The 20,890-nt window shown below is 62.9% G+C and carries 19 protein-coding genes; all 19 read right to left on the bottom strand.

Going from position 1 to position 20,890, the window contains the following annotated elements:
- Position 1 precedes the first annotated feature (1 nt).
- On the bottom strand, positions 2-1,411 hold the full coding sequence (locus tag GM676_RS18485) for a glucoamylase family protein (protein ID WP_155465313.1): 1,410 nt from the start codon (positions 1,409-1,411) through the stop codon (positions 2-4).
- Between the two features lie 7 nt (positions 1,412-1,418).
- On the bottom strand, positions 1,419-4,277 hold the full coding sequence (locus GM676_RS18480; protein WP_155465311.1) for a TonB-dependent receptor: 2,859 nt from the start codon (positions 4,275-4,277) through the stop codon (positions 1,419-1,421).
- Between the two features lie 62 nt (positions 4,278-4,339).
- Positions 4,340-5,356, bottom strand: a complete 1,017-nt coding sequence (locus GM676_RS18475) for a LacI family DNA-binding transcriptional regulator (RefSeq protein WP_155465309.1) — start codon at positions 5,354-5,356, stop codon at positions 4,340-4,342.
- Between the two features lie 150 nt (positions 5,357-5,506).
- Entirely contained in the window at positions 5,507-6,103 is a 597-nt protein-coding gene (locus tag GM676_RS18470) for a MarC family protein (RefSeq protein WP_155465307.1), read from the bottom strand.
- A 67-nt stretch (positions 6,104-6,170) separates the two neighbouring features.
- Positions 6,171-6,815, bottom strand: a complete 645-nt coding sequence (locus GM676_RS32315; protein WP_229262760.1) for a choice-of-anchor E domain-containing protein — start codon at positions 6,813-6,815, stop codon at positions 6,171-6,173.
- A gap of 34 nt (positions 6,816-6,849) precedes the next feature.
- Complete coding sequence (locus GM676_RS18460; RefSeq protein WP_155465305.1) at positions 6,850-7,521, bottom strand: choice-of-anchor E domain-containing protein; 672 nt, start codon at positions 7,519-7,521, stop codon at positions 6,850-6,852.
- 245 nt (positions 7,522-7,766) lie between these two features.
- Positions 7,767-8,312: a phosphoribosyltransferase gene (locus GM676_RS18455; RefSeq protein ID WP_155465303.1), complete on the bottom strand. Its 546-nt coding sequence runs from the start codon at positions 8,310-8,312 to the stop codon at positions 7,767-7,769.
- Positions 8,313-8,323: 11 nt separating this feature from the next.
- Positions 8,324-9,634 carry an adenylosuccinate synthase gene (locus GM676_RS18450; RefSeq protein WP_155465301.1) on the bottom strand — a complete coding sequence of 437 codons (1,311 nt, stop codon included), beginning with the start codon at positions 9,632-9,634 and terminating at the stop codon, positions 8,324-8,326.
- 4 nt (positions 9,635-9,638) lie between these two features.
- Positions 9,639-10,799 (bottom strand): ATP phosphoribosyltransferase regulatory subunit, encoded by a 1,161-nt coding sequence (locus tag GM676_RS18445; RefSeq protein WP_155465299.1) that lies wholly within the window; start codon positions 10,797-10,799, stop codon positions 9,639-9,641.
- Between the two features lie 160 nt (positions 10,800-10,959).
- The gene (gene hflC, locus GM676_RS18440) at positions 10,960-11,871 is read right to left on the bottom strand and encodes a protease modulator HflC (RefSeq protein ID WP_155465297.1); all 912 of its coding nucleotides are present in this window, start codon (positions 11,869-11,871) and stop codon (positions 10,960-10,962) included.
- A complete protein-coding gene (hflK, locus tag GM676_RS18435; protein WP_229262759.1) occupies positions 11,871-13,166 on the bottom strand; it encodes an FtsH protease activity modulator HflK in 1,296 nt (431 codons plus the stop codon). Before hflK ends, hflC begins: the two co-directional genes overlap by 1 nt.
- 17 nt (positions 13,167-13,183) lie before the next feature.
- Complete coding sequence (hflX, locus tag GM676_RS18430; RefSeq protein WP_155465293.1) at positions 13,184-14,305, bottom strand: GTPase HflX; 1,122 nt, start codon at positions 14,303-14,305, stop codon at positions 13,184-13,186.
- 42 nt (positions 14,306-14,347) lie between these two features.
- Positions 14,348-14,584, bottom strand: a complete 237-nt coding sequence (gene hfq, locus GM676_RS18425; RefSeq protein WP_072780809.1) for an RNA chaperone Hfq — start codon at positions 14,582-14,584, stop codon at positions 14,348-14,350.
- A 194-nt stretch (positions 14,585-14,778) separates the two neighbouring features.
- Positions 14,779-16,125, bottom strand: coding sequence for a ribosome biogenesis GTPase Der (gene der / locus GM676_RS18420; protein ID WP_155465291.1), 1,347 nt, complete (start codon positions 16,123-16,125; stop codon positions 14,779-14,781).
- Between the two features lie 4 nt (positions 16,126-16,129).
- Positions 16,130-17,269: an outer membrane protein assembly factor BamB gene (bamB, locus tag GM676_RS18415; RefSeq protein ID WP_155465289.1), complete on the bottom strand. Its 1,140-nt coding sequence runs from the start codon at positions 17,267-17,269 to the stop codon at positions 16,130-16,132.
- Between the two features lie 27 nt (positions 17,270-17,296).
- Positions 17,297-17,929 carry a YfgM family protein gene (locus GM676_RS18410; RefSeq protein ID WP_155465287.1) on the bottom strand — a complete coding sequence of 211 codons (633 nt, stop codon included), beginning with the start codon at positions 17,927-17,929 and terminating at the stop codon, positions 17,297-17,299.
- A 30-nt stretch (positions 17,930-17,959) separates the two neighbouring features.
- On the bottom strand, positions 17,960-19,303 hold the full coding sequence (gene hisS, locus GM676_RS18405) for a histidine--tRNA ligase (protein ID WP_155465285.1): 1,344 nt from the start codon (positions 19,301-19,303) through the stop codon (positions 17,960-17,962).
- On the bottom strand, positions 19,296-20,552 hold the full coding sequence (gene ispG / locus GM676_RS18400) for a flavodoxin-dependent (E)-4-hydroxy-3-methylbut-2-enyl-diphosphate synthase (protein ID WP_155465283.1): 1,257 nt from the start codon (positions 20,550-20,552) through the stop codon (positions 19,296-19,298). Before ispG ends, hisS begins: the two co-directional genes overlap by 8 nt.
- 18 nt (positions 20,553-20,570) lie before the next feature.
- Positions 20,571-20,890: DUF4115 domain-containing protein (locus GM676_RS18395; RefSeq protein WP_155465281.1), on the bottom strand; the 320-nt coding region annotated here is incomplete at its 5' end.

Genomic DNA, 20,890 nt, shown 5'->3' with positions numbered 1-20,890 from the left:
ATCATTTAACCAGCCAGCCGCCGGTGAAGCCGGCCCGCTCCAGTCCGCGACGGATCGCCGGATGCCCGCGCATCACGCGCCATACCAGCCCGCTGCGGTAGTTCTCGGTCATGGCGATGATCGGTCCCTGGTCGATGCCGAGATAATCGCTGTCCACCCAGCCCTTGCCTTCGATAACATGGCCTTGCGACACCGGCACGTTGTAGGTGAAGGTCGGATTGAAGGCATCGTAGAAGCCGTACTGGCCGTAGATGAAGTCGCCGTAACGCTGCTTCATCTCCAGCACGGCCGGTACCACGATCTCCGGCGCGAACGGCAAGGAAGCGGCGGCAGCGGTTGGCGCCAGCGTACAGTCGTCATAAGCCTTGAGGCCACCCACGCCGCGTGCCGCATAGGTGCGGAACGGCAGCTGCTTGCCGTTGTACTCCAACGTCTGGTCGACCGGGCCGTCACTGGCGGTGATGCCCCAGACATTCTGTCCATATCCCTTGCAACCCAGCGGATTGGCGACGGCGTAAGCCTGCTGCGCATAGGTCGCCCGGCGACTGTTCTCGAAATAATCGAAGCCACGTTCGCGCATGTAGTCGTCGCGGATGCCGCGGAAGTCTATCCACACATGGCTATACTGGTGCACGAACAGCGAGGGGAAACCCAGATGCTGGCGGTCGCCCTTGCCTTCCAGGCTGCGTTCGTAAGTGCTGGTCCACGCCCGCCATGCATCCGGCTGCACCGGGTGCGTCGGCGATCCCAGCGCCAGCACGTAGATCAGCATCGCTTCGTTGTAGCCTTTCCAGTCATAGCCATGGAAACCGGATTCAGGTTCCCAGCCCAGCGCGATGGATGGCTTGCGGGCCTGCGCCCACGACCAATCGACGCGCTCGTAGATTTCCTTCGCCAGCTTGCGGATTTCCTGTTCGCCGGCGTCGCCGCCATTGAAATAGGATTCGCAGAACATGGCGCCCGCCAGGAACAGCGCGGTATCGATGGTGGACAGTTCCACCTTGTCGTTGTGGCGCAGCCCCGTCTTCATGTCGAGGAAGTGATAGAAGAAACCCTTGTAGCCGCTGTTGACCATGCCCTTTTCCGGTCCTTGCGGCGCATTGCGGAAAAAGCGCAGCGTCGCCAGCACGCGGTCGCGCGCCTGCTGGCGCGTGATGTAGCCGCGCTCCACGCCGATCGGATACGCCGTCAGGCCGAAACCCACCGCCGCCACGCTGGAAAACGATGGCGTCGGGTAGCGGTCCGGCACCAGGCCGTTGGCGGGATTGGCGGTATCCCAGAAAAAGCGGAAGGTGCGCTGTTCGATGTCATCGAACACCGGCGGCAGCGCCATATCGCGCGCGGCCGCCTGGCCTGCGCCCAGCAGCGCACAGGCGGACAGCAGCAGATGCGTAACGGTACGGTATCGCATGGTGTCCTCAGAAAGCGTAGCGGGCGCTGAACTTCACGGTGCGCATTGACCCGCCGATGGAATTGGGCTTGCCCAGGTTGGCGTTGTCGCCGCCGTAGCGGTTCTGCGGATTGCCCGGACCGCCCACCCAGCCGTCATAGCCGCCGTAATTGATGCTGTTGAACAGATTCAGCACGTCGGCGCGCAGCGATACGCGTCCGAACCGGAACGCCACCTCCTTCGACAGGCCGACATCCAACTGGTGGAAGGCATCGCCGTTCCCCTTGGCCGAGACGCATTGATCGAAGCCTTTCGAGCAATCGGTGATGCGGTAAGGCAGGCCGGAACCCAGCGTCAGCTTCCCGGACAACATCAGCCCCCACGGCAGCCAACCATCCGACACGCCAGCCACCACCAGCCGGTGCCTCTCGACGTCGGTCGACGGATTCCATGCATAGGCGTAGCGGCCGTAAGTCCAGTTGAAGATGTTGTTGGTCCATTCCTTGTTGGTGGTCTCGCCGCGGCTGTAGGTATAGGTCGCGTTCACGCTCCAGGTGGAAGCCTTGGTGTACGGCTTATCCATCTTCATGTAGACCGAATCGGTCTTGGCCTGGGTGACGAAATCACCCAGGATCAGGGTCGAATAGCCCGGCACCGAACCCCACAGCGGATCGATCGGGCTCTGAGTGCCCCAGCCGCCATTGACATCGCGGTTGCCGCCGAACCAGTTGAACTGGTTATGGCTGCGCGAATTGGTGTAACCCAGTTCGCCGTTCCACACCCCCAGCGCCTGGCGCAGGCCGAAACTGTATTGATCCGTGTAGGCCATCTTGTGGTCGTTCTTGATCAGCCAGATCTCGCCGCCGGGCTGGGCGTTCTTCTGCGCCTCATCCAGCGCATGGTTGGCAATGGTGCGGTCGTAGGCACGCCCCCAGCCCGCGAACAGCACGGAGGAGCGGTCGCCATGGATGTCGTACGATGCGCCCAGGCGCGGCGCCCAGGCGTTCTTGAACGGCTTGCGGCTGCTGCCGGTGCTGATGTAGTCCCGGATGTTGACGCCGCCCTTGGCCAGCGACTGCGCATAGGTCTGGCCTGCCGGCGCGCCGTCGCGCGGGTCCTGCTTGTCGAAGATGGCGGCGCGGTCGGCCGGCGTGACGTAGCTGTCGTTCAGCATATTGTCTTCGTAGTCGTAGCGCAGGCCGAGGTTCAGCAGCAGCTTGTCGTTGTACTGCCAGTCGTCCTGGAAGTAAATGCCATACTGATTGTTGGCGAAGTCGACGCCGGTAGCCGGCACCGCCGCCTGCGAGCGGATCACGCTAGGCATGCCGGTAACGGTATCGATGCGCTCCCAGGTCTGGTCGACGGCAAAGGCGGTGCCGGACAGGTTGTAGGTGATGTGCTTGACCTTCACCCCGCCCTTCATGGTATGACCCTTGATGCCGGTATAGGTCAGGTCATCCTGCGCCAGCAAGCCGCTCTGTTCGCGGTGCTGGTTGTTGGGCGAACCGCCGACGATCAGCACGTCCACCACGTTGTTGTCCGTGTTGCTGGGCGAGACCTGGTAATGGATCTCCGGCTTGGTCGCATTCGAATGCGGATTCCAGGTGTACTTCTCGTAGCCCAGGCGCGCCTCGTTGAGGAAGCTGTCGCTGCTCCACTCATGCTTGAAGTCGTAGCGATCTTCGTCGTTGCTGCGGTTGACGGCGTTCTCCGGCAAGCTCAGCTTGATGTCTTCCGGGATGATGTCCGATTCGCGGCGAATCCGCGCGCTCGCTTCCACCCGCTGGCTACGGTCGATCTGCGCATCCACCTTCAGCAGGAACAGGTCCTCCTTAAACGACGACACGGTGGCGCCCTGCTGCGCCAGCAGCGAAGGCACGATGCCGGCGTTCGGCAGCAGGTCGGTGCGCTGGGCGACCACCTGGCGCGGACTGTCGATCTTCTTGCCTTCGTAGGCGAAGAAGAAGTGCGCCACGTCCTGCCTGATCGGACCGCCCAGCGTAAAGCCGTACTGGTCCTGCGACGACGCGGGGCGTGCCACGCCCTGGCGTTCGGCCTCCTTCTGGAACGGATCGAGCGCGGTCAGGTTGGTGCCGGTGTGGTCCCAGAAAACGTCGCCATGCAGTTGGTTGCCGCCGGATTTGGTCACCGCCGTAATGGCGGCGCTGGACACCTGGTCGTACTCCGCCTTGTAGTTCTGCGAGATGACCTTGTACTCGGCGATCGCCGATTGCGGAAACGGATTGCCGCGGCTGGAGTCCAGGCCCGCGGTGCCGCCGCGCAGGATATTGTTCTTCTGGCTGACGCCATCAATGAAGACGTTGATGTTGTCCTGGTTCTGCGCCCCGCTCTGCACCTTGACGTTGCCGCTCTGGTCGACATCGAAACGCACGCCCGGAGCCAGGTCGGCGAAGGACAGGAAGTTGCGCGTCACCTGGGGCAGCTTCTCGATCTGCTGGCGCGACACGGAAGTGCCGACTTCGGAGCCGGCGACGTCGCGCCGCGCCGCCGAGCCGGTGATGACCACTTGCGTCACGCCTTCCTGCAGCGCCAGGTTGACCTGGCTGGTCTGGCCGACGCTGACGGTCACCAGTTCCGATGCCTGGTCGCCGACCTTGATCTGGTAGGTGCCCGGCGCCACGCCGGTCAGGATATAGCTGCCGTCCGCGCGCGTGACCGCGTTGTAGGCATAGCCGTTCAGCTGATTGACCGCGACCACGGGCGTGCCGGGGGCGGCCGCGGCGCCGCGCGTGACCTGCCCCTGGATCGTGGCGCTGCTCAGCTGCGCGTGGGCACATGGCGCGCTGAACAAGGCGGCGGCCAGCGCCGCGGCCATCAGGGATAAGGCGGGTGTGCGATAGGGTTTGCAATGTGTGGCTGTGTTCATGGTCGTCTCCTGATTTTTGTTGTATGCATCTAGGTCATGAAGCTGTGGTCTTGCAGTGGTGGTTATGCGGTGCTGGATTCTCCCGTCGATGCGCGCAGCACCAGTTCGGCCGCCAGCGTGTGCACGGTGGCGCTGCGGTCGCCCGATTGGCCGATGGCCGCGTGCAGCCGCGCCAATGCCTGCACGCCCAGTTCCGCGATCGGAACCCGCACCGTGGTCAGCGCCGGGCTGACATAGCGCGCGATGGGAATATCGTCGAAACCGGCCAGCGCCATGTCGCGCGGCAGTTGCAGGCCGCCCTGGGTCAGCGCCAGCAGCGCGCCGATCGCCATCATGTCGTTGGCCGCGAACAGCGCATCGGGGCGCCCGAGAGGCGGCAGCGCCAGCAGCGCCTGGCCTACCGCCTGGCCGGACTGTTCCGAGAAGTCGCCTTCAAACACACGATGCGGCGCGTCGGACGGCGCCAGGCCGGCCAGCGCCGCGTGGTAGCCGCGCAGGCGTTCCTGCGCTTCGAAGTTGCCGGCCGGGCCGGCGATGAAGGCGATGTCGCGGTAGCCGCGCCGCACCAGGTGCGCGACCATCGCGTAGGCCGCGCTGTAGTTATCGACCGACAGCGACGGGTAGCGCACGCCGTCGGCGGCGCAGTTCATCAGCACGATCGGCAGCTCCTCCGGCAGATTCTCGGTCAGGAAAGCGGCGTCCACGTGCGGCGACATCACCAGCAGGCCGTCGACGCGGCCGCGCATGGCGCGCATCGCGTGCGCCGCTTCGTCGGCGTCGCCGTGCAGGCTGGAGACCATCAGGTGCAGGCCACGCTGGCGGGCCGCGGCGTCTATGCCGCGTATCATCTCGGAGAAGAATTCGCCGTACAGGTCCGGCAGCAGCACGCCGATGGTGTTGGTACAGCTGGTGGTCAGGCTGCGCGCGCCCACGTGCGGCACGTAGCGCATGTGCTTGATGACCGCCATGATGTGGCGGCGCGTGTCGTCCGTGAGGCTGGGATGACCGTTGAGCGCGCGCGACACCGAAGCCACCGAGACCCCCGCCGCCTGCGCCACATCCCTGATCGTGACTGCCATTTTTGCCCTTATCAGCAAATGTAACCGGTTACATTTTGCTCAAAAAATAAAACCGATCACTTTCGCAAGAAATGTAACCGGTTACATGGAATATTGGTTTAGTCTAACCGTGCACAATGCACAATGTAAAGCTATTTTTGCAATCGTGCGCTACAGGGTTTTCACGAATTCCCGTATGCCACCCAGCAGCATCTCGACCGACATCGCGGTCAGGATCAGACCCATCAGGCGCTCAAAGGCGGTCATCACTTGCGGGCCGAGGACTTTTTGCAGCTTCTCGGCGCTGAGGAACACCACCAGCCACACCACGCCCACCGCCGCCAGCGCCGCCACGTGCACCAACACTTCGCCGGTGCTCTCGCGCGAGAACAGCAGCACCGTGGCCAAGGCGGACGGCCCCGCCAGCGCCGGTATCGCCAGCGGCACGATGAAGGGTTCGGCGCCGTCGGTGCGGCCCAGAACGCCGTCGGGATGGGGGAAGATCATGCGGATCGAGATCAGCAGCAGGATCACGGCGCCGCCGATGCGCAGCGCCACCTCGGACAGGTGCAGCGCGCTGAGGAAGTGGCGGCCGAAGAACATGAAGATCAGCAGCAGCACGAAGGCGATCGCGCATTCGCGCACCACGATGCGCGGCCGGCGTGCCACCGGCACCGGATTGAGCACGCTGGCGAACAAGGGCACGTTGCCGAACGGGTCGGTCACCAGCAGCAGCAGGATGAAGGTCTGGAAAAAGTCCTGGGTCATGGAAGCTCGAAGTGGAAAAGAAAAACGGGAGCCGAAGCTCCCGTTTGAGTGTACCACCAGTTCCGACTTAGGCGGACTTGCGGCGGCGGGCGATGGCGCCTACCAGGCCCAGGCCAGCCAACATCATGGCGTAGGTTTCTGGCTCCGGAACCGGGGCGACATCGTAGGTATAGGTGACTTTGGCGTAGCCGTCCATCAGCAGCACTGGATCGTAGGTGGCGTTGCCGCTACCCCATGCTTCGGCGCTCGAGGTGCCGGTCAGCAGCGCGTGGTAGAAGGTGCCGGCGCCGGTGAAGGCAGCCAGGGCGGCGCCGGACGACAGGGTCAGCGAGTTGCTGACGGTCCATGGCGACAGCGTCACGCTGCCGTAGGCGCCCGATGCCAGGGTGAAGTCCTTGCTAACGGTGCCGGTGACGGCCAGCGCATTGCCCACTACGTCGCCTTCGAGCTTGCCGGTGGCCGACACGAAGAAGGTGCCGGTGCTTGGGCCGTCGTTGGTCACACCGATGGAGCCGCTCAGGGTGTTGAACAGTTCAATTTTTACGCTGGTCAGGTTGCCCAGCGAGGCGTCGAACTTGGCCAGGGCCAGGTCGCCATCGTTTTCTTCGATGTTGGTGGCGGTGTTCGAGGTGTACTCGATGACGGCAGCGTTGGCGCCCAGCGCGAAGGTCATGGCTGCGGCGGCCAGAATGGTTTTCGAGAAGTTTTTCATAGGAGATCCAGATCTTGGTTGTCAGGTTGGCGTATCAGGCTTGGGCCGAACGCGATTTGCGCTTGGCGGCGTATGCCACAACACCCAGGCCCAACAGCAGCATGCCGTAGGTTTCTGGCTCCGGCACTGGAGCGATGTCGTAGGTGTAGGTCACTTTACCGGCGCCGTCGGCCAGCGTGGTGAATTGGGGACGGACGCCGGACGAGACAGCGGCGGCACCGGTGGCGTTGATCGCCAGCGAAGCGGTGACCGAACCGGTGCCAGTGAACAGGCCGAAGTAAGCCGCATCCAGCGCCTGGCTGCCCGACAGGTTGCCCTCGCCGCTGGCCACAATCACGTTAGTGGTGTTTTTCACGGCGGTAACAACAACGCCGCTGAACAGGGTGTCGGTATCGCTCAGCGACAAACCGCCCGGACCAGTCAGGGCCATGGTGGCGGTCAGGCCGACGGTGGCGCTCTTGTCCTTGGTCAGGCTGCTATTGCTCAGGGCAACATGGCCACTGACCGCCGATTCGTACTCGATGGTGATGCCGGTCAGGGTGCCCAGCGAGCTGTCGAACTTCTGGATCAGCAGGTTGGTCAGGATATTGGTCTGGGTGGTGTTCAGGGACGTAATGTCGTATTCGACCACTGCGGCCATGGCTGGAGCGGCGAAGGCGCCGGCTGCAACACACAGGGAAGCGGCAGCAAATTGTTTGAGTTTCATGAGATTTCCTTATTTTTGTGTCTGGTAAAGATCCAGGGCCTTGATTTTGGTCGGCCGCAGAGTCTTTCCTTTGCTGCCTTCTTCTTACTTAGAGCAATCTTAACATACAATATGGAAATGTCATCGCCATTTCGGCAATTTTCGATAGAAAAATGAAATTATAATTGCCGAAAAGTAATTCAAATAAAAAACGACCCGAAAGGGTCGTTTTTTTGCTACAAACTAGGTAAAGCCCTTAGGGGCGCTTACTTGGTGGTCTCGCCTTTTTTGATCCAGGCCGCCAATTGATGCGGGCGCAAGCCGTCGTAATCTTCAAACGGCTGGTGAATCCACGGGTTGTGCGGCAGCTCTTCCATCTGGTAGTCCGGCTTGAAGGCCGAGCTGCCCTTGGTCCAGATCACTGCGGTTTTGACTTCGGTCACGCCGGCGAAGTTCTGCTTCAGGTGGTCCACCACCTTCATCAGGGTCACGCCGGAATCGGCCAGGTCGTCCAGCAGCAGGATCTTGCCGCTCAGCGGGCCCTTGGTCATGGTCATGTACTTGGCGATGTCGAGGTCGCCCTGCACGGTGCCCTTCTCGGCGCGGTAGGAGCTGGTCGACAGGATGGCCAGCGGCACGTCGAAGATGCGCGAGAACACATCGCCCGGACGCACGCCGCCGCGCGCCAGGCACAGCACCATGTCGAACTTCCAGCCCGACTCATGCACCTTGAGCGCCAGGCGCTCGATCAGGCGGTGATACTCGTCCCAGGAGACCCAGAGGTGTTTTTCGTTGGATTGTGGGGTGCTCATACTTTTCCTTATTACGCGAACGGATGGCGCAGGACGATCGTCTCTTCACGATCCGGACCGGTCGAGACCATGTCCACCGGCACGCCGACCAGTTCTTCGATACGCTTGATGTAGTTGCGGGCGGCAACCGGCAGGGCTTCCATGGTCTTGGCGCCCACGGTGCTGTCCTTCCAGCCCGGCATTTCTTCGTACACCGGCACGCAGCGGGCCGCCTCTTCGGCGCCCGATGGGAAGATGTCCACGGCTTCGCCGTCGATGGTGTAGCCGGTGCACAGCTTCAGGCTTTCCAGGCCGTCCAGCACGTCCAGCTTGGTGATGCACATGCCGGTCACGCCGTTGATCTGGACCGAGCGGCGCAGCAGCGCGGCGTCGAACCAGCCGCAGCGGCGGGCACGGCCGGTCACGGTGCCGAACTCGTGGCCCACTTGCGCCAGGTGGTGGCCCACGCCGGCGTCGGTTGGCAGTTCCGATGGGAACGGGCCGGAACCCACGCGGGTGGTGTAGGCCTTGGTGATGCCCATGACGTAGTGCAGCATGCTCGGACCGACACCGGCGCCGGCGGCGGCGTTGCCAGCCACGCAGTTCGACGAGGTGACGAATGGATAGGTGCCGTGGTCGACGTCCAGCAGCGAGCCTTGCGCGCCTTCGAACAGCAGGTTGGCGCCGGCCTTGTGCGCCTTGTACAGGGCGCTCGACACGTCGGTCACCATCGGGCGCAGGCGCGGCACGTAGGCCAGCGCGTCGTCCAGGGTCTTCTGGTAATCGATCTTCGGTGCCTTCAGATAGTTTTCCAGCACGAAGTTATGGTAGTCTAGGTTCTCTTTCAGCTTCTCGGCGAAGCGGCCTTCGTTCAGCAGGTCGGCGATACGGATGGCGCGGCGGGCCACCTTGTCTTCGTACGCGGGGCCGATGCCCTTGCCGGTGGTGCCGATCTTGGCGTCGCCGCGCGCGGCTTCGCGCGCGTGGTCCAGCGCCGAGTGGTAAGGCAGGATCACCGGCGCGGCGTCCGACACCTTCAGGCGCGAGGCGACTTCCACGCCCACCGCTTCCAGCTTGTCGATTTCGCGCAGCACGTCCGGCACCGACACCACCACACCGTTGCCGATGTAGCAGGCCACGCCTGGGCGCATGATGCCCGACGGGATCAGTTGCAGCGCAGTCTTCACGCCGCCGATGACCAGCGTGTGGCCGGCGTTGTGGCCGCCCTGGAAGCGCACCACGCCCTGGGCGTGGTCGGTCAGCCAGTCGACGATTTTGCCTTTACCTTCATCGCCCCATTGGGTACCGATGACGACGACGTTTTTTGCGTTTTTGTTTGACATCACATTAACCTAAGTTTTTAAGAATCCAGTTACTACCATTCTCTTCGAGCACCAGTGCGCGGTCGCACTCGAACTCGTCCAGTTCGTGGCTGTGACCCGGCATACTCTGGATCACCACTTCGCCGGACTTGCGCAGCTCGGCGATTTTTTCCTTCAATTCCGGCGCATTGCCCCATGGCGCGCGGATCGAATGCTTGCGCTCCGCGGTGGGCAACAGGCGCGCCAGTTCGCGCAGGTCGAGCGAGAAGCCGGTGGCGGGACGCGCCCGGCCGAAGGCCTCGCCTACGTGATCGTAACGACCGCCGCGCGCCACCGCGTTCGGCAAGCCTGGCACATACAGCGCGAACATCGCGCCGCTTTCATACTGATAACCGCGCAGGTCGGCCAGGTCGATGGCCACTTGCGCGCGGCCGATGGCCGATGCCGCCAGCGCGGCCAGTTCGGCCAGCGCCTTGGCGATGCCCGGCAGCTCCGGCAGCACTTCGCGCGCCTTGGCCAGCACGTCGACGTCGCCGTACAGCGAGGGCAAGGCCAGCAAGGCGTCGCGCACTTGCGGCGCGTAGCCCCTGGTCAACGCTTGCAGGTCCGGCACATCCTTGGCGCGCAGCGCGGCGTGGATTTTAGCCTGATCGCGGCGGGCGGCCGGGCATTGCTCCAGCAGCGCATGCAGCACGCCGACGTGAGTCAGGTCCAGCCGCACTTCGATGAAACCGGCCAGCGCCAGCGAGGCCAGCGCCAGTTCCTGGATTTCGGCGTCGGCTTCAAGGCCGGCATGGCCATACATCTCGGCGCCGATTTGCAGCGGCTCGCGGGTGGCGTGCAGGCCCGATGGACGGGTATGCAGCACGCTGCCGGCGTAGCACAGGCGCGTGACCGAGGCGCGGTTCAGCAGGTGGGCGTCGATGCGCGCCACCTGCGTGGTCATGTCCGGGCGCAGGCCCAGCATGCGGCCCGACAGCTGGTCCACCAGCTTGAAGGTGCGCAGGTCGGTATCCTCGCCGGCGCCGGTCAGCAGCGACTCCAGGTACTCCAGCAGCGGCGGCATCACCAGCTCGTAGCCGTACAGACGGAAATTATCCAGCATCAGGCGACGCAACTCTTCAATCTTGCGTGCTTCCGACGGCAAGACGTCGGCGATATTCTCGGGCAGCAGCCAATTAGGCATGGGACTATTTAATTAAGAAATGAACAATGCGGCGCGGAGGCCTCGACCACCAAAGCGGAGGGCCGAACCTGATATTTTACGCGAAAACGCGTCTACAGAGGGGAAAAAGATGCGACCGGGATGCCTTGTGGGCATCCCGGTGCGAGGTCCCTGCTATGACTTACTTCTTGGCTGGCGCGGGTGCGGCGCCGCCGGCGCCAGAGCCTTTGAAGTATTTGAAGAAGTCCGAACTGGAATCCATCACCATCACGTCGCCGTGGTTCTTGAAGGTGGCGCGATAGGCTTCCAGGCTGCGATAGAACTTGTAGAACTCCGGATTCCGGCCAAACGCTTCGGCGTAGATGGCCGAGGCCTTGGCATCGCCCTCGCCGCGAATCTCTTCCGCATCGCGATAGGCTTCCGCCAGAATCACCGAACGCTGGCGATCGGCGTCGGCGCGGATCTTTTCAGATTCCGCCGAACCGGTCGAACGCAGCTCGTTGGCCACGCGGGTGCGCTCGGCCTTCATGCGCTCGTACACCGAGTTGTTGATCTGCTCCACGTATTCCACGCGCTTCAAGCGCACGTCGATGATCTCGACGCCGATCTGCGCGGCCTCCTGCACCACCTTGGCGCGGATGCCTTCCATCACCTTGCCGCGCTGGCCGGAGATCACTTCGGCCACGGTGCGCTTGGTGATTTCCTCGTTCAGCGCCGCCTTGATGATCTGCGACATGCGATCGCGCGCACGACCTTCGTCGCCGCCAAAGGTGACGTAGTACAGCTTGGGCTGATTCTCGCCGCGGCCGATGCGCCATTTGACGAAGCTGTCCACCAGGATGTTCATCTTCTCGGCGGTGATAAAGCGTTCGGCATCCGGCGACTCGATGGTCATGATGCGGTTATCCAGCAGCAGCACGTTCTGGAACGGCGGCGGCAACTTGAAGTGCAGGCCCGGCTCGCGGATCACTTCCTTGATCTGGCCCAGCGCGAACACGATCGCGTACTTGCGCTGGTCGACCACGAACACGGTCGACGACAGCAGCATCAGGGCGATGAAGCCCAGGACGACGGTACTGGCTATGCGATTCATTAACGGCTCTCCCGGTCACGTAAGGATTCACGCGAGCGCGAGTCGCGCGTGCGGTTCACTTCCACCGACGGCATCAGCTCCGACGGCAGCGTGGTGCTGGCGGCCGGTGCGCCGCCCGCAGCTTGCGCGGCGCGCGCGGCGGCGGCTTGCGCATCGGTGGCCGCCGCCTGGGCGATCAGCTTGTCCAGCGGCAGATACAGCAGGTTGCTGCCGGTCTTGGCGTCCACCATCACCTTGGAGGAGCTGGAGAAGATCTGCTGCATGGTGTCCAGATACATGCGGTCGCGCGTGACCGCCGGCGCCTTCTGGTACTCGACAAGCACCTGCTTGAAGCGCGAGGCGTTACCGGTGGCGTTTTCCACCACCATCGAGCGATAGCCCTCGGCTTCCTGCAACAGGCGCGAGGCGGTGCCGCGCGCTTTCGGAATCACGTCGTTGGCGTAGGCCTGGCCCTCGTTCTTCTGGCGCTCGCGGTCCTGCCCTGCTTTCACCGCGTCGTCAAAGGCGATCTGCACCTGCTCCGGCGGCTGCACCGCTTGCAGGGTGACGCTGGAAATCAGCACGCCCGAGGCGTAGCGGTCGAGGATCTGCTGCATCAGCTGCTGGGTTTCGAAAGCCACTTTGTCGCGGCCTTCGTACAGCACGAAGTCCATCTTGTTCTTGCCGACGATTTCGCGGATCGAGGTCTCGGCCACCTGACGCACGGTGTCTTCCTCGTCGCGGTTATTCATCAGCCACGCGACCGGGTCCTTCAGCTTGAACTGGACGGCGAACTGGATGTCGATGATGTTCTCGTCATCGGTCAGCATCAGCGATTCGCGCGTCTGCTTGTTCTTGATATTGCCGCGGTAGCCGATTTCCACCATGCGCATCTGCGACACCTTGACCGTTTCATCGCTCTGGAACGGGTACGGCCAGCGCCAGTTGAAACCGGAGCCGGTGGTATGGCTGACTTTACCGAAGGTGTAGACCACGCCGGTCTGGCCTTCCTGCACGATGAACGAGCCGCTGGCGAGCCAGATCAGCCCGACCACCGCGCCGATGGCGCCAGCCGTGGCGCGCACGCCGCCACTCATGTCGGGGCGGTTGCCGCCGCCGCCATCGCCGCCGCCGTTGTTATCGCCGTTGGGACGTTTTTGCCCGAACAAGCCATTCAGGCGCTGATTGAAGTCGCGCCACAGCTGTTCCATGTCGGGCGGGCCCTCGCCGGGCTTCTTGCCTTCGTTGGCTTGCGGCTTGTTGTCCTTCCCCCAGCGAGGGTCGTTCAGCGACAGCTTCAAGCCAAGTCGTTTCATAAGTGAGGAGACACGCATTAGTGTGATCCAACGTGAGTGAGGGTGGGACTGCTCTCTACTTCTTCTAATTCTTCTTTGGTGGCCCATTCAGTGATGGCGTCGCGCAGCAGGTCCAGTCCCTGCCCCGTGCGCGCACTGAGGAAGACCCTGGAAATCTTATCATATTCATCTCGCTCCACCGACGGCTCCAGGCCTGCGGCGTCGATCTTGTTCCACACCAGAATCTGCGGGATGTGATCGGCGCCGATTTCCTGCAGCACCAGGTTGACCTGCTCGATCTGCTCCATGCGCACTGGCGACGCGGCGTCCACCACGTGCAGCAGCAGGTCGGCATGGATGGTCTCTTCCAGCGTGGCGCGGAACGCCGCCACCAGCTGGTGCGGCAGCTCGCGCACGAAGCCGACCGTGTCGGACAGCACCACGTGCCCTACTTCCGCGTTCATGTAGACGCGGCGCGAGGTGGTGTCCAGCGTGGCGAACAGCTGGTCGGCCGCATACACGCCGGCCTTGGTCACCGCGTTGAACAGGGTCGACTTGCCGGCATTGGTATAGCCGACCAGCGAGATCGAGAAAGTCTGGGTGCGGTTGCGCGAACGGCGCTGGGTCTCGTGCTGCTTGCGCAGCTTGGCCAGGCGCGAACGCAGCATCTTGACACGCTCGCCGATCAGCCGGCGGTCGGTCTCCAGCTGGGTTTCGCCGGGACCGCGCAAGCCGATACCGCCCTTCTGGCGCTCAAGGTGAGTCCAGCCGCGGATCAGGCGCGTGGCCAGGTGCTGCAACTGCGCCAGCTCGACTTGCAGCTTGCCCTCGTGGCTCTTGGCCCGCTGGGCGAAGATATCAAGGATTAAGCTGGTCCGGTCCAGCACCCGGATATTCAGGCGCTTTTCCAGATTGCGTTGCTGCGCGGGCGACAGCGCGTGGTTGAAGATGACGATGTCGAGGCGGTCGGCCAACGCGGCCTGGCCAATCTCGTCGGCCTTGCCGCTGCCGACGAAATAAGCCGCGTCCGGCGAAGAACGCTTTGCCGTGATCATCGTCACCGGTTCCGCACCGGCTGAACGAGCCAGCAGTTGCAGTTCCTCCATGCTGGCGGCAAAGTCGCCCTTGCCGAAATCGATACCGACTAGAGCTGCACGCATACGACGGTCAGGCCAGGTAAAAAGAAGCGATACAGCAAATGCTTATTCCGCTTCGTTTTCAATATTGAGGTTGACGGCGCGTGCCGGCACCACGGTGGAGATGGCGTGCTTGTAGACCATCTGGGTCACGGTGTTACGCAGCAGTACGACGTATTGATCGAACGATTCGATATGGCCTTGCAGCTTGATGCCGTTGACCAGGTAGATCGAAACAGGAACGTGCTCTTTGCGCAAGGCATTGAGGAATGGGTCTTGTAACAGTTGCCCTTTGTTGCTCATAACAGCTCCATTTTATGTTGTTGTGTTGGAAGTGGAGGCGAAACGCTTGATTTCAAGTACGTGGCTCAGCAAAAAGTCTAACTAAAGTCAAACAATTTTCGCTGAAACACCGCTCGCCACGTCAAAAGTGGTGCTTCTAAGCCACTGTACCTTGTTTTTGCTTTTTTTGCAGGGAGTTCCTGTAAAAAAAACGCTTATTTTTCCGAAGATTTTGCGAATGGATTTTTACCGGTGCGCAGTTCGATGCGCAGCGGCGTGCCGACCAGGTTGAACGTCTCGCGGAAATGCTTCTCCAGATAGCGTTTATATGGTTCGCTGATGGCGTCCAGCGCATTGCCGTGGATGACGATCACCGGCGGATTCATGCCCCCCTGGTGGGCGTAACGCATCTTCGGACGGATCGAGCCTTTGCGCTTCGGCTCCTGCTTCTCCACCGCCTCGATCAGCGCGCGGGTCAGCTTGGGCGTGGACAGGTCGGCAAAGGCGGCGGCGTAGGCCTGGTCCAGGGATTTCATCAGCGGGCCGATGCCCTGCGCCTTCAGCGCCGAGATGAAGTGCATCTTGGCGAAGCCGAGGAAGTCCAGCTTGCGGTCGATGTCGATCTTGATTTCGTCGCGCTGCCACGATTCCAGGCCGTCCCACTTGTTGACGGCGATGACCAGCGCGCGGCCGGTTTCCAGCACGAAGCCGGCGATGTGGGCGTCCTGCTCGGAGATGTCCTGCTGAGCATCCAGCATCAGCACCACCACGTTGGCTTCCGAGATCGATTGCAGCGTCTTCACCACCGAGAACTTCTCGATGGCTTCAAACACCTTGCCGCGGCGGCGGATGCCGGCGGTGTCGATCAGGGTGTACTTCTTGCCGTCGCGCTCAAACGGAATCTCGATCGAGTCGCGGGTGGTGCCCGGCATGTCGAAGGCGATCACGCGCTCTTCGCCCACCAGGGTGTTGATCAGGGTCGACTTGCCGACGTTGGGACGGCCGACCAGCGCGATCTTGACGCCACGGTCCGACTTCTCCAGCTCTTCCGGATCTTCCGGGCGCTGTTCGAAGGCGGTATCGAGGGCCAGGTCCACCAGGTCGTGCACGCCGTCGCCGTGTGCCGACGAAATGACAGCCGGTTCGCCTAGTCCCAGTTCATAGAAGTCCGCCACCACCGAGGTGTAGCGCATGCCCTCCGCCTTGTTCACGACCAGGATCACCGGACGGCCGCTCTTGCGCAGGAAGTCGGTGATGGTCTTGTCGTGCGGCGTCAGGCCCTGGCGGCCGTCGACCAGGAAGACGACAACGTCGGCTTCGGCCACGGCTTGCTTGGTCTGCTTCGCCATCTGGTGGAGGATGCCTTCCTTGGCCACCGGCTCAAAGCCGCCGGTGTCAATGACCAGGAAGGGACGTTCGCCGACACGGCCCTCGCCATAGTGACGATCGCGCGTCAACCCAGGCAAGTCCGCCACCAGCGCATCGCGCGAGCGGGTCAGACGATTGAACAAGGTCGATTTCCCAACGTTGGGTCGACCCACTAATGCGATTACCGGCTTCATTTTATTATTCGACCGCCAGAGCGGTCACAGTCCCTGATTGGGTTTGGAAAATCAAATTCGTGCCGGCGATGACCGGGTCAGCCTGGATAGGGCTACCGTCCGTCGCCACACGACCTATAAATGCGCCATCTTCCCGCGACAGGAAGTGGATGTAACCCTGATAGTCGCCCACCGCCACCGCGCGGCCATACGACACGGGGGTCGACAGCACACGGTACGACAGCTTGTCGTTCTTCCAGGCGTTGGCGCCGTTTTCACGGCTGTAGGCGCCAACTTCGCCTTTGTCGTCGGAGACGAATACAAAACGCTGGTCCACCGCCACGCCCTTGTCGGACGATACCGGCTTGCTCCAGTGCGGCGCGCCGGTGGTGGCGTCGAAGCAGGCCACACGGCCTTGGTACGACACAGCGCAGACATCTTTTTCGAAGATCACCGGAGTGCCGGCGATGTCGGTCACACGTTCCAGTTCCGTGGCGCCGCGCGGTTCGCCCACCACCACTTCAAAGCGTTGCAGGCCGCCGGCCACGTTCAGCGCCAGCAGCTTGCCGCCCGGCTGGGCGATGTAGGCGTTAGGACCGCTGATCACCATGCCCGGCGCATTGCGCAGGGTCAGGGCCGGCGTGGTGCGGGCCACGTTCCATTTCCTGGCGCCGGTCTTGGCGTCGTAACCGGTGATCATGTTGTCGACACTGCGCACCACCACCACACCGCCGCCGGCTTCCGGCGACGACAGCACCTCGCTGGTGGCTTGCGCGGTCCACAGCTGCTTGCCGTTGCTGTCGTAGGCCAGGATCTTGCCCTTGACGCCGCCGACCACCACCACCTCGCCGTCGCTGCCCACGCCCGCGGTCAGATCGGTGCCGGTGCGGATGCGCCAGATTTCCTTGCCGGTGGCGGCGTTCAGGCGCGCCAGCGTGCCGTCGGCGTCCGCCACATAAATGCTGTCGCCGGCCACTGCGGGGGTGAACACCGCGTTGCCAGCCTTACCTACCGAGTACTTCCACACCACCTGCGGCGTGAGCGAAGGATTCTTCAGCTCCACCAGCGGCGCTGGCAGGTTCTTGGTCTCCTTGGAGGAGAACAGGGAACAACCGGCCAACATCGCAAACACGCTTGCTGCAACTACTTTTTCGGTAATACGCATAGTCTATAAACCTTGGTGCTTGAGTGATTAGGCGGCGCCGCCGATGGCTTCCAGTTTCATCTGAATCAGTTGACGGCCAGGGTTCTTCTTGTCGGTGGCGTCCAGCGCGGCCTTGTAGGCGGCACGGGCTTCGGTCAGCTTGTTTTGCGCGGCCAGCACGTCGCCCTTGCGGTCCGCCACGGCACCGGCAAATGCCGCGGGCACGTCGCCGGCCAGCACTTTCAGCGCTTCGTCGTAGGCTTTTTCATCCAGCAGCACGCCGGCCAGACGCACTTTGGCGACGGCCTTGAATTCATCGGCGCCATGCTCCGCCGCCCATTGCAGCTGGGCTTTGGCCGATTTCAGGTCGTTGGCTTCAAACGCGCTTTTTGCCGCCACCAGCGCGGCCATCGGCGCGTAGGCGGTGCTGGCGAATTGCGATTCCATGTCGCCGGCGGCGCGCAGCACCTTGGCGTTATCCTTGGCTTCCACCGCCGCTTGCAGCTCACCGTACAGGGCCGAGGCCTTGCCGGCCTGGTCGCGCTGGTAGTAGTTCCAGCCGTTCCAGCCCGAGTAGGCCGCCAGCGCCGCGATCAACACCCAGGTGGTCGCATTGCCGTACTTGTCCCACCATGCTTTGAGGGTTGCTATCTGTTCTTGTTCTTCAAGATCGTATGCCATGGTATTCGTCTGCCGTTGTTGTTGATTGAATTAATGGTTGCAGTGCTCGTCGTGCACGTGGTGATGGTGATCGCCGCCGTCGGTGATTTGGTCGACCACGAAGTCTACTACCTGGTCGAACGGCACCGTGCTTTGCTGCTGCTCGCCTTCCGCCGCGCGCATGGACTTCACTGCGGCGGTGTTGTTCTTCACTTCGTCCTCGCCAATGATGACGGCAAAGGCGGCGCCCGCGCCGTCGGCCTTCTTCATCTGCGACTTGAAGCTGCCCGCGCCGGCCGCGGTGGAGCCGTGCATGATTACGTCCAGGCCGGCGTCGCGCAGGCGCTCGCCCAGCACGAAGGCTTGCAGCTGGGCCGCCTCGCCTTGATGCACGAGGTAGACGTCGCACTGGTTAGGCATGTCCGGCTCGCCGGCTTCCTTCATCAGTTCCAGCAGGCGTTCGATGCCCATGGCGAAACCGACGGCGGGCGTCGGTTTGCCGCCGAAGGAGGCGATCAGCGGATCGTAACGGCCGCCGGCGCACACCGTGCCTTGCGAGCCCAGCGAATCCGTCACCCATTCGAACACGGTACGGTTGTAGTAATCCAGACCGCGCACCAGGCGCGTGTTGATCACGTACGGGATGTTGTTGTGGTCGAGGATCTTGCGCACGCCGTTGAAGTGCGCCAGCGATTCTTCGCCCAAATAGTCCATCAGCTTCGGCGCGGCGTTGACCATGTCCTGCATGGCAGGGTTCTTGGTGTCCAGGATGCGCAGCGGGTTGCTGTGCAGGCGGCGTTTGGCTTCGGCGTCGAGGATGTCTTCGTGCTTTTCCAGATAGGCGATCAGGTCGACGCGGTGGCGCGCGCGCTCTTCGGCGTCGCCGATCGAGTTCAGTTCCAGGCGGATTTCCGGCAGGCCCAGGTCGTCCCACAGGCGGCGGCACATCATGATCAGTTCCGCGTCGACGTCAGGACCGGAGAAGCCCACGGCCTCGCAACCGAACTGGTAGAACTGGCGATAGCGGCCGCGCTGCGGACGCTCGTGGCGGAACATCGGGCCGGTGTACCACAGGCGCTTCGGACCTTCGTAGACCAGATTGTGCTCGATCACCGCGCGCACCGCGCCGGCCGTGCCTTCAGGGCGCAGGGTCAGCTGGTCGCCGTTCATCGAATCCTCGAACGAGTACATCTCTTTTTCGACGATGTCGGTCACAGCGCCGATGGCGCGCTTGAACAGGGCGGTGTCCTCCACGATCGGCGTGCGGATCTGCTGGAAGCCGTAGCTCTGCACCACCGACTGCGCGGTGTTCTCGAACAGCTGCCACAGGTGCGAGTCCTGCGGCAGGATGTCGTTCATGCCTTTGACGGCGGTGATTTTCTCTTGTTTAGACATGTTTGCTGTAATTCTTCTTCACGTAATTCAGTACGATTTCCTGGAACTCTTCCACGATGCGTTCACCGCGCAGCGTCGCCACCTTGGCGCCGTCCACGAACACCGGCGCGGCCGGCGATTCGCCGGTGCCCGGCAGGCTGATGCCGATGTTGGCGTGCTTGGATTCGCCCGGACCGTTGACGATGCACCCCATCACGGCCACGTTCATCGCCTCCACGCCCGGATAGCTCTTTTTCCACTCCGGCATCTGGTCGCGCAGGAAGGTCTGGATATTGTCGGCCAGTTCCTGGAAAGTGGTCGAGGTGGTACGGCCGCAACCCGGGCACGCGATCACCATCGGGGTGAATTTGCGCAGGCCCATGGTTTGCAGAATCTCCTGCCCCACCACCACTTCCTTGGTGCGGTCGCCGCCCGGTTCCGGCGTCAGCGAAATGCGGATGGTGTCGCCGATGCCTTCTTGCAGCAGCACCGACAGCGCGGCGGTCGAGGCCACAATGCCCTTGCTGCCCATGCCCGCTTCGGTCAGGCCGAGGTGCAGCGGATAGTCGCAGCGCTTGCCCAGCTCACGGTACACGGCGATCAGGTCCTGCACGCCCGAGACTTTGCACGACAGGATGATCTTGTCGCGGCCCAGGCCCAGTTCTTCGGCGCGCTGCGCGTTTTCGATGGCGGAGGTGATCAGCGCCTCATACATCACCTGCTGCGCGGTCCACGGATTTTCACGCACGGCGTTTTCGTCCATGATGCGCGCCAGCAGCGCCTGATCCAGGCTGCCCCAGTTGACGCCGATGCGCACCGGTTTGTCGTAGCGCGCGGCCACTTCGATCATTTGCGCAAACTGCGTGTCGCGCTTCGCGCCCTTGCCGACGTTGCCCGGATTGATGCGGTACTTGGACAGCGCCTTGGCGCACTCCGGATAGTCTTGCAGCAGCGTGTGGCCGTTGTAGTGGAAGTCGCCCACCAGCGGCACGTCCACGTCCATCTTGTCCAGCTGTTCGCGGATGTAGGGCACCGCTTCGGCGGCTTCCGGACGGTCCACGGTCAGGCGCACCAGCTCCGAGCCGGCACGCGCCAGGTCGCGGATCTGGATCGCGGTTTCGATGGCGTTGGCGGTGTCGGTGTTGGTCATCGACTGCACCACCACCGGGGCGTCGCCGCCCACCCAGATCTTGCGCTCGCCGTGCGAGATCAACACGCGGCGGCTGGCGCGGCGGTCGGTCGGTCCCGATGGAATAGCAGTTTGCGTCATGGTCGTTCTACTCTGTTCTTACTTGATGTTCACACGCGAAATCGTGCCGCCAGGGATCAGCGGCAGCGCCAGCGGCGCGCCACCCAAGGTGGCCTCCACGCCGCCCGGCTTGCCGACGATCAGCAGCGCCGGGTCCTTGATGTCAAAGGTCTCGGTGCTGCCGGCTTTCACCACGCGCGAGATCAGCGAGGTGGTGCCGGGGCGGCGGATTTCCACCCACGAATCTTCCGTCACTTTCAATACCAGCTGATGGCCGGAGCCGGCAGCGACTGGCGCTGCGGCGGGCGCCGGGGCTGGTGCGGCGGCAGGCGCGGTCGCCACTGGCGCCGGGGCCGGGG

Source organism: Duganella radicis (genome assembly GCF_009720825.1).
Lineage (GTDB): Bacteria > Pseudomonadota > Gammaproteobacteria > Burkholderiales > Burkholderiaceae_D > Rugamonas > Rugamonas radicis.
Note: the sequence above shows the minus strand (reverse complement) of the source record. Positions and strands in the feature narration are given on the sequence as shown.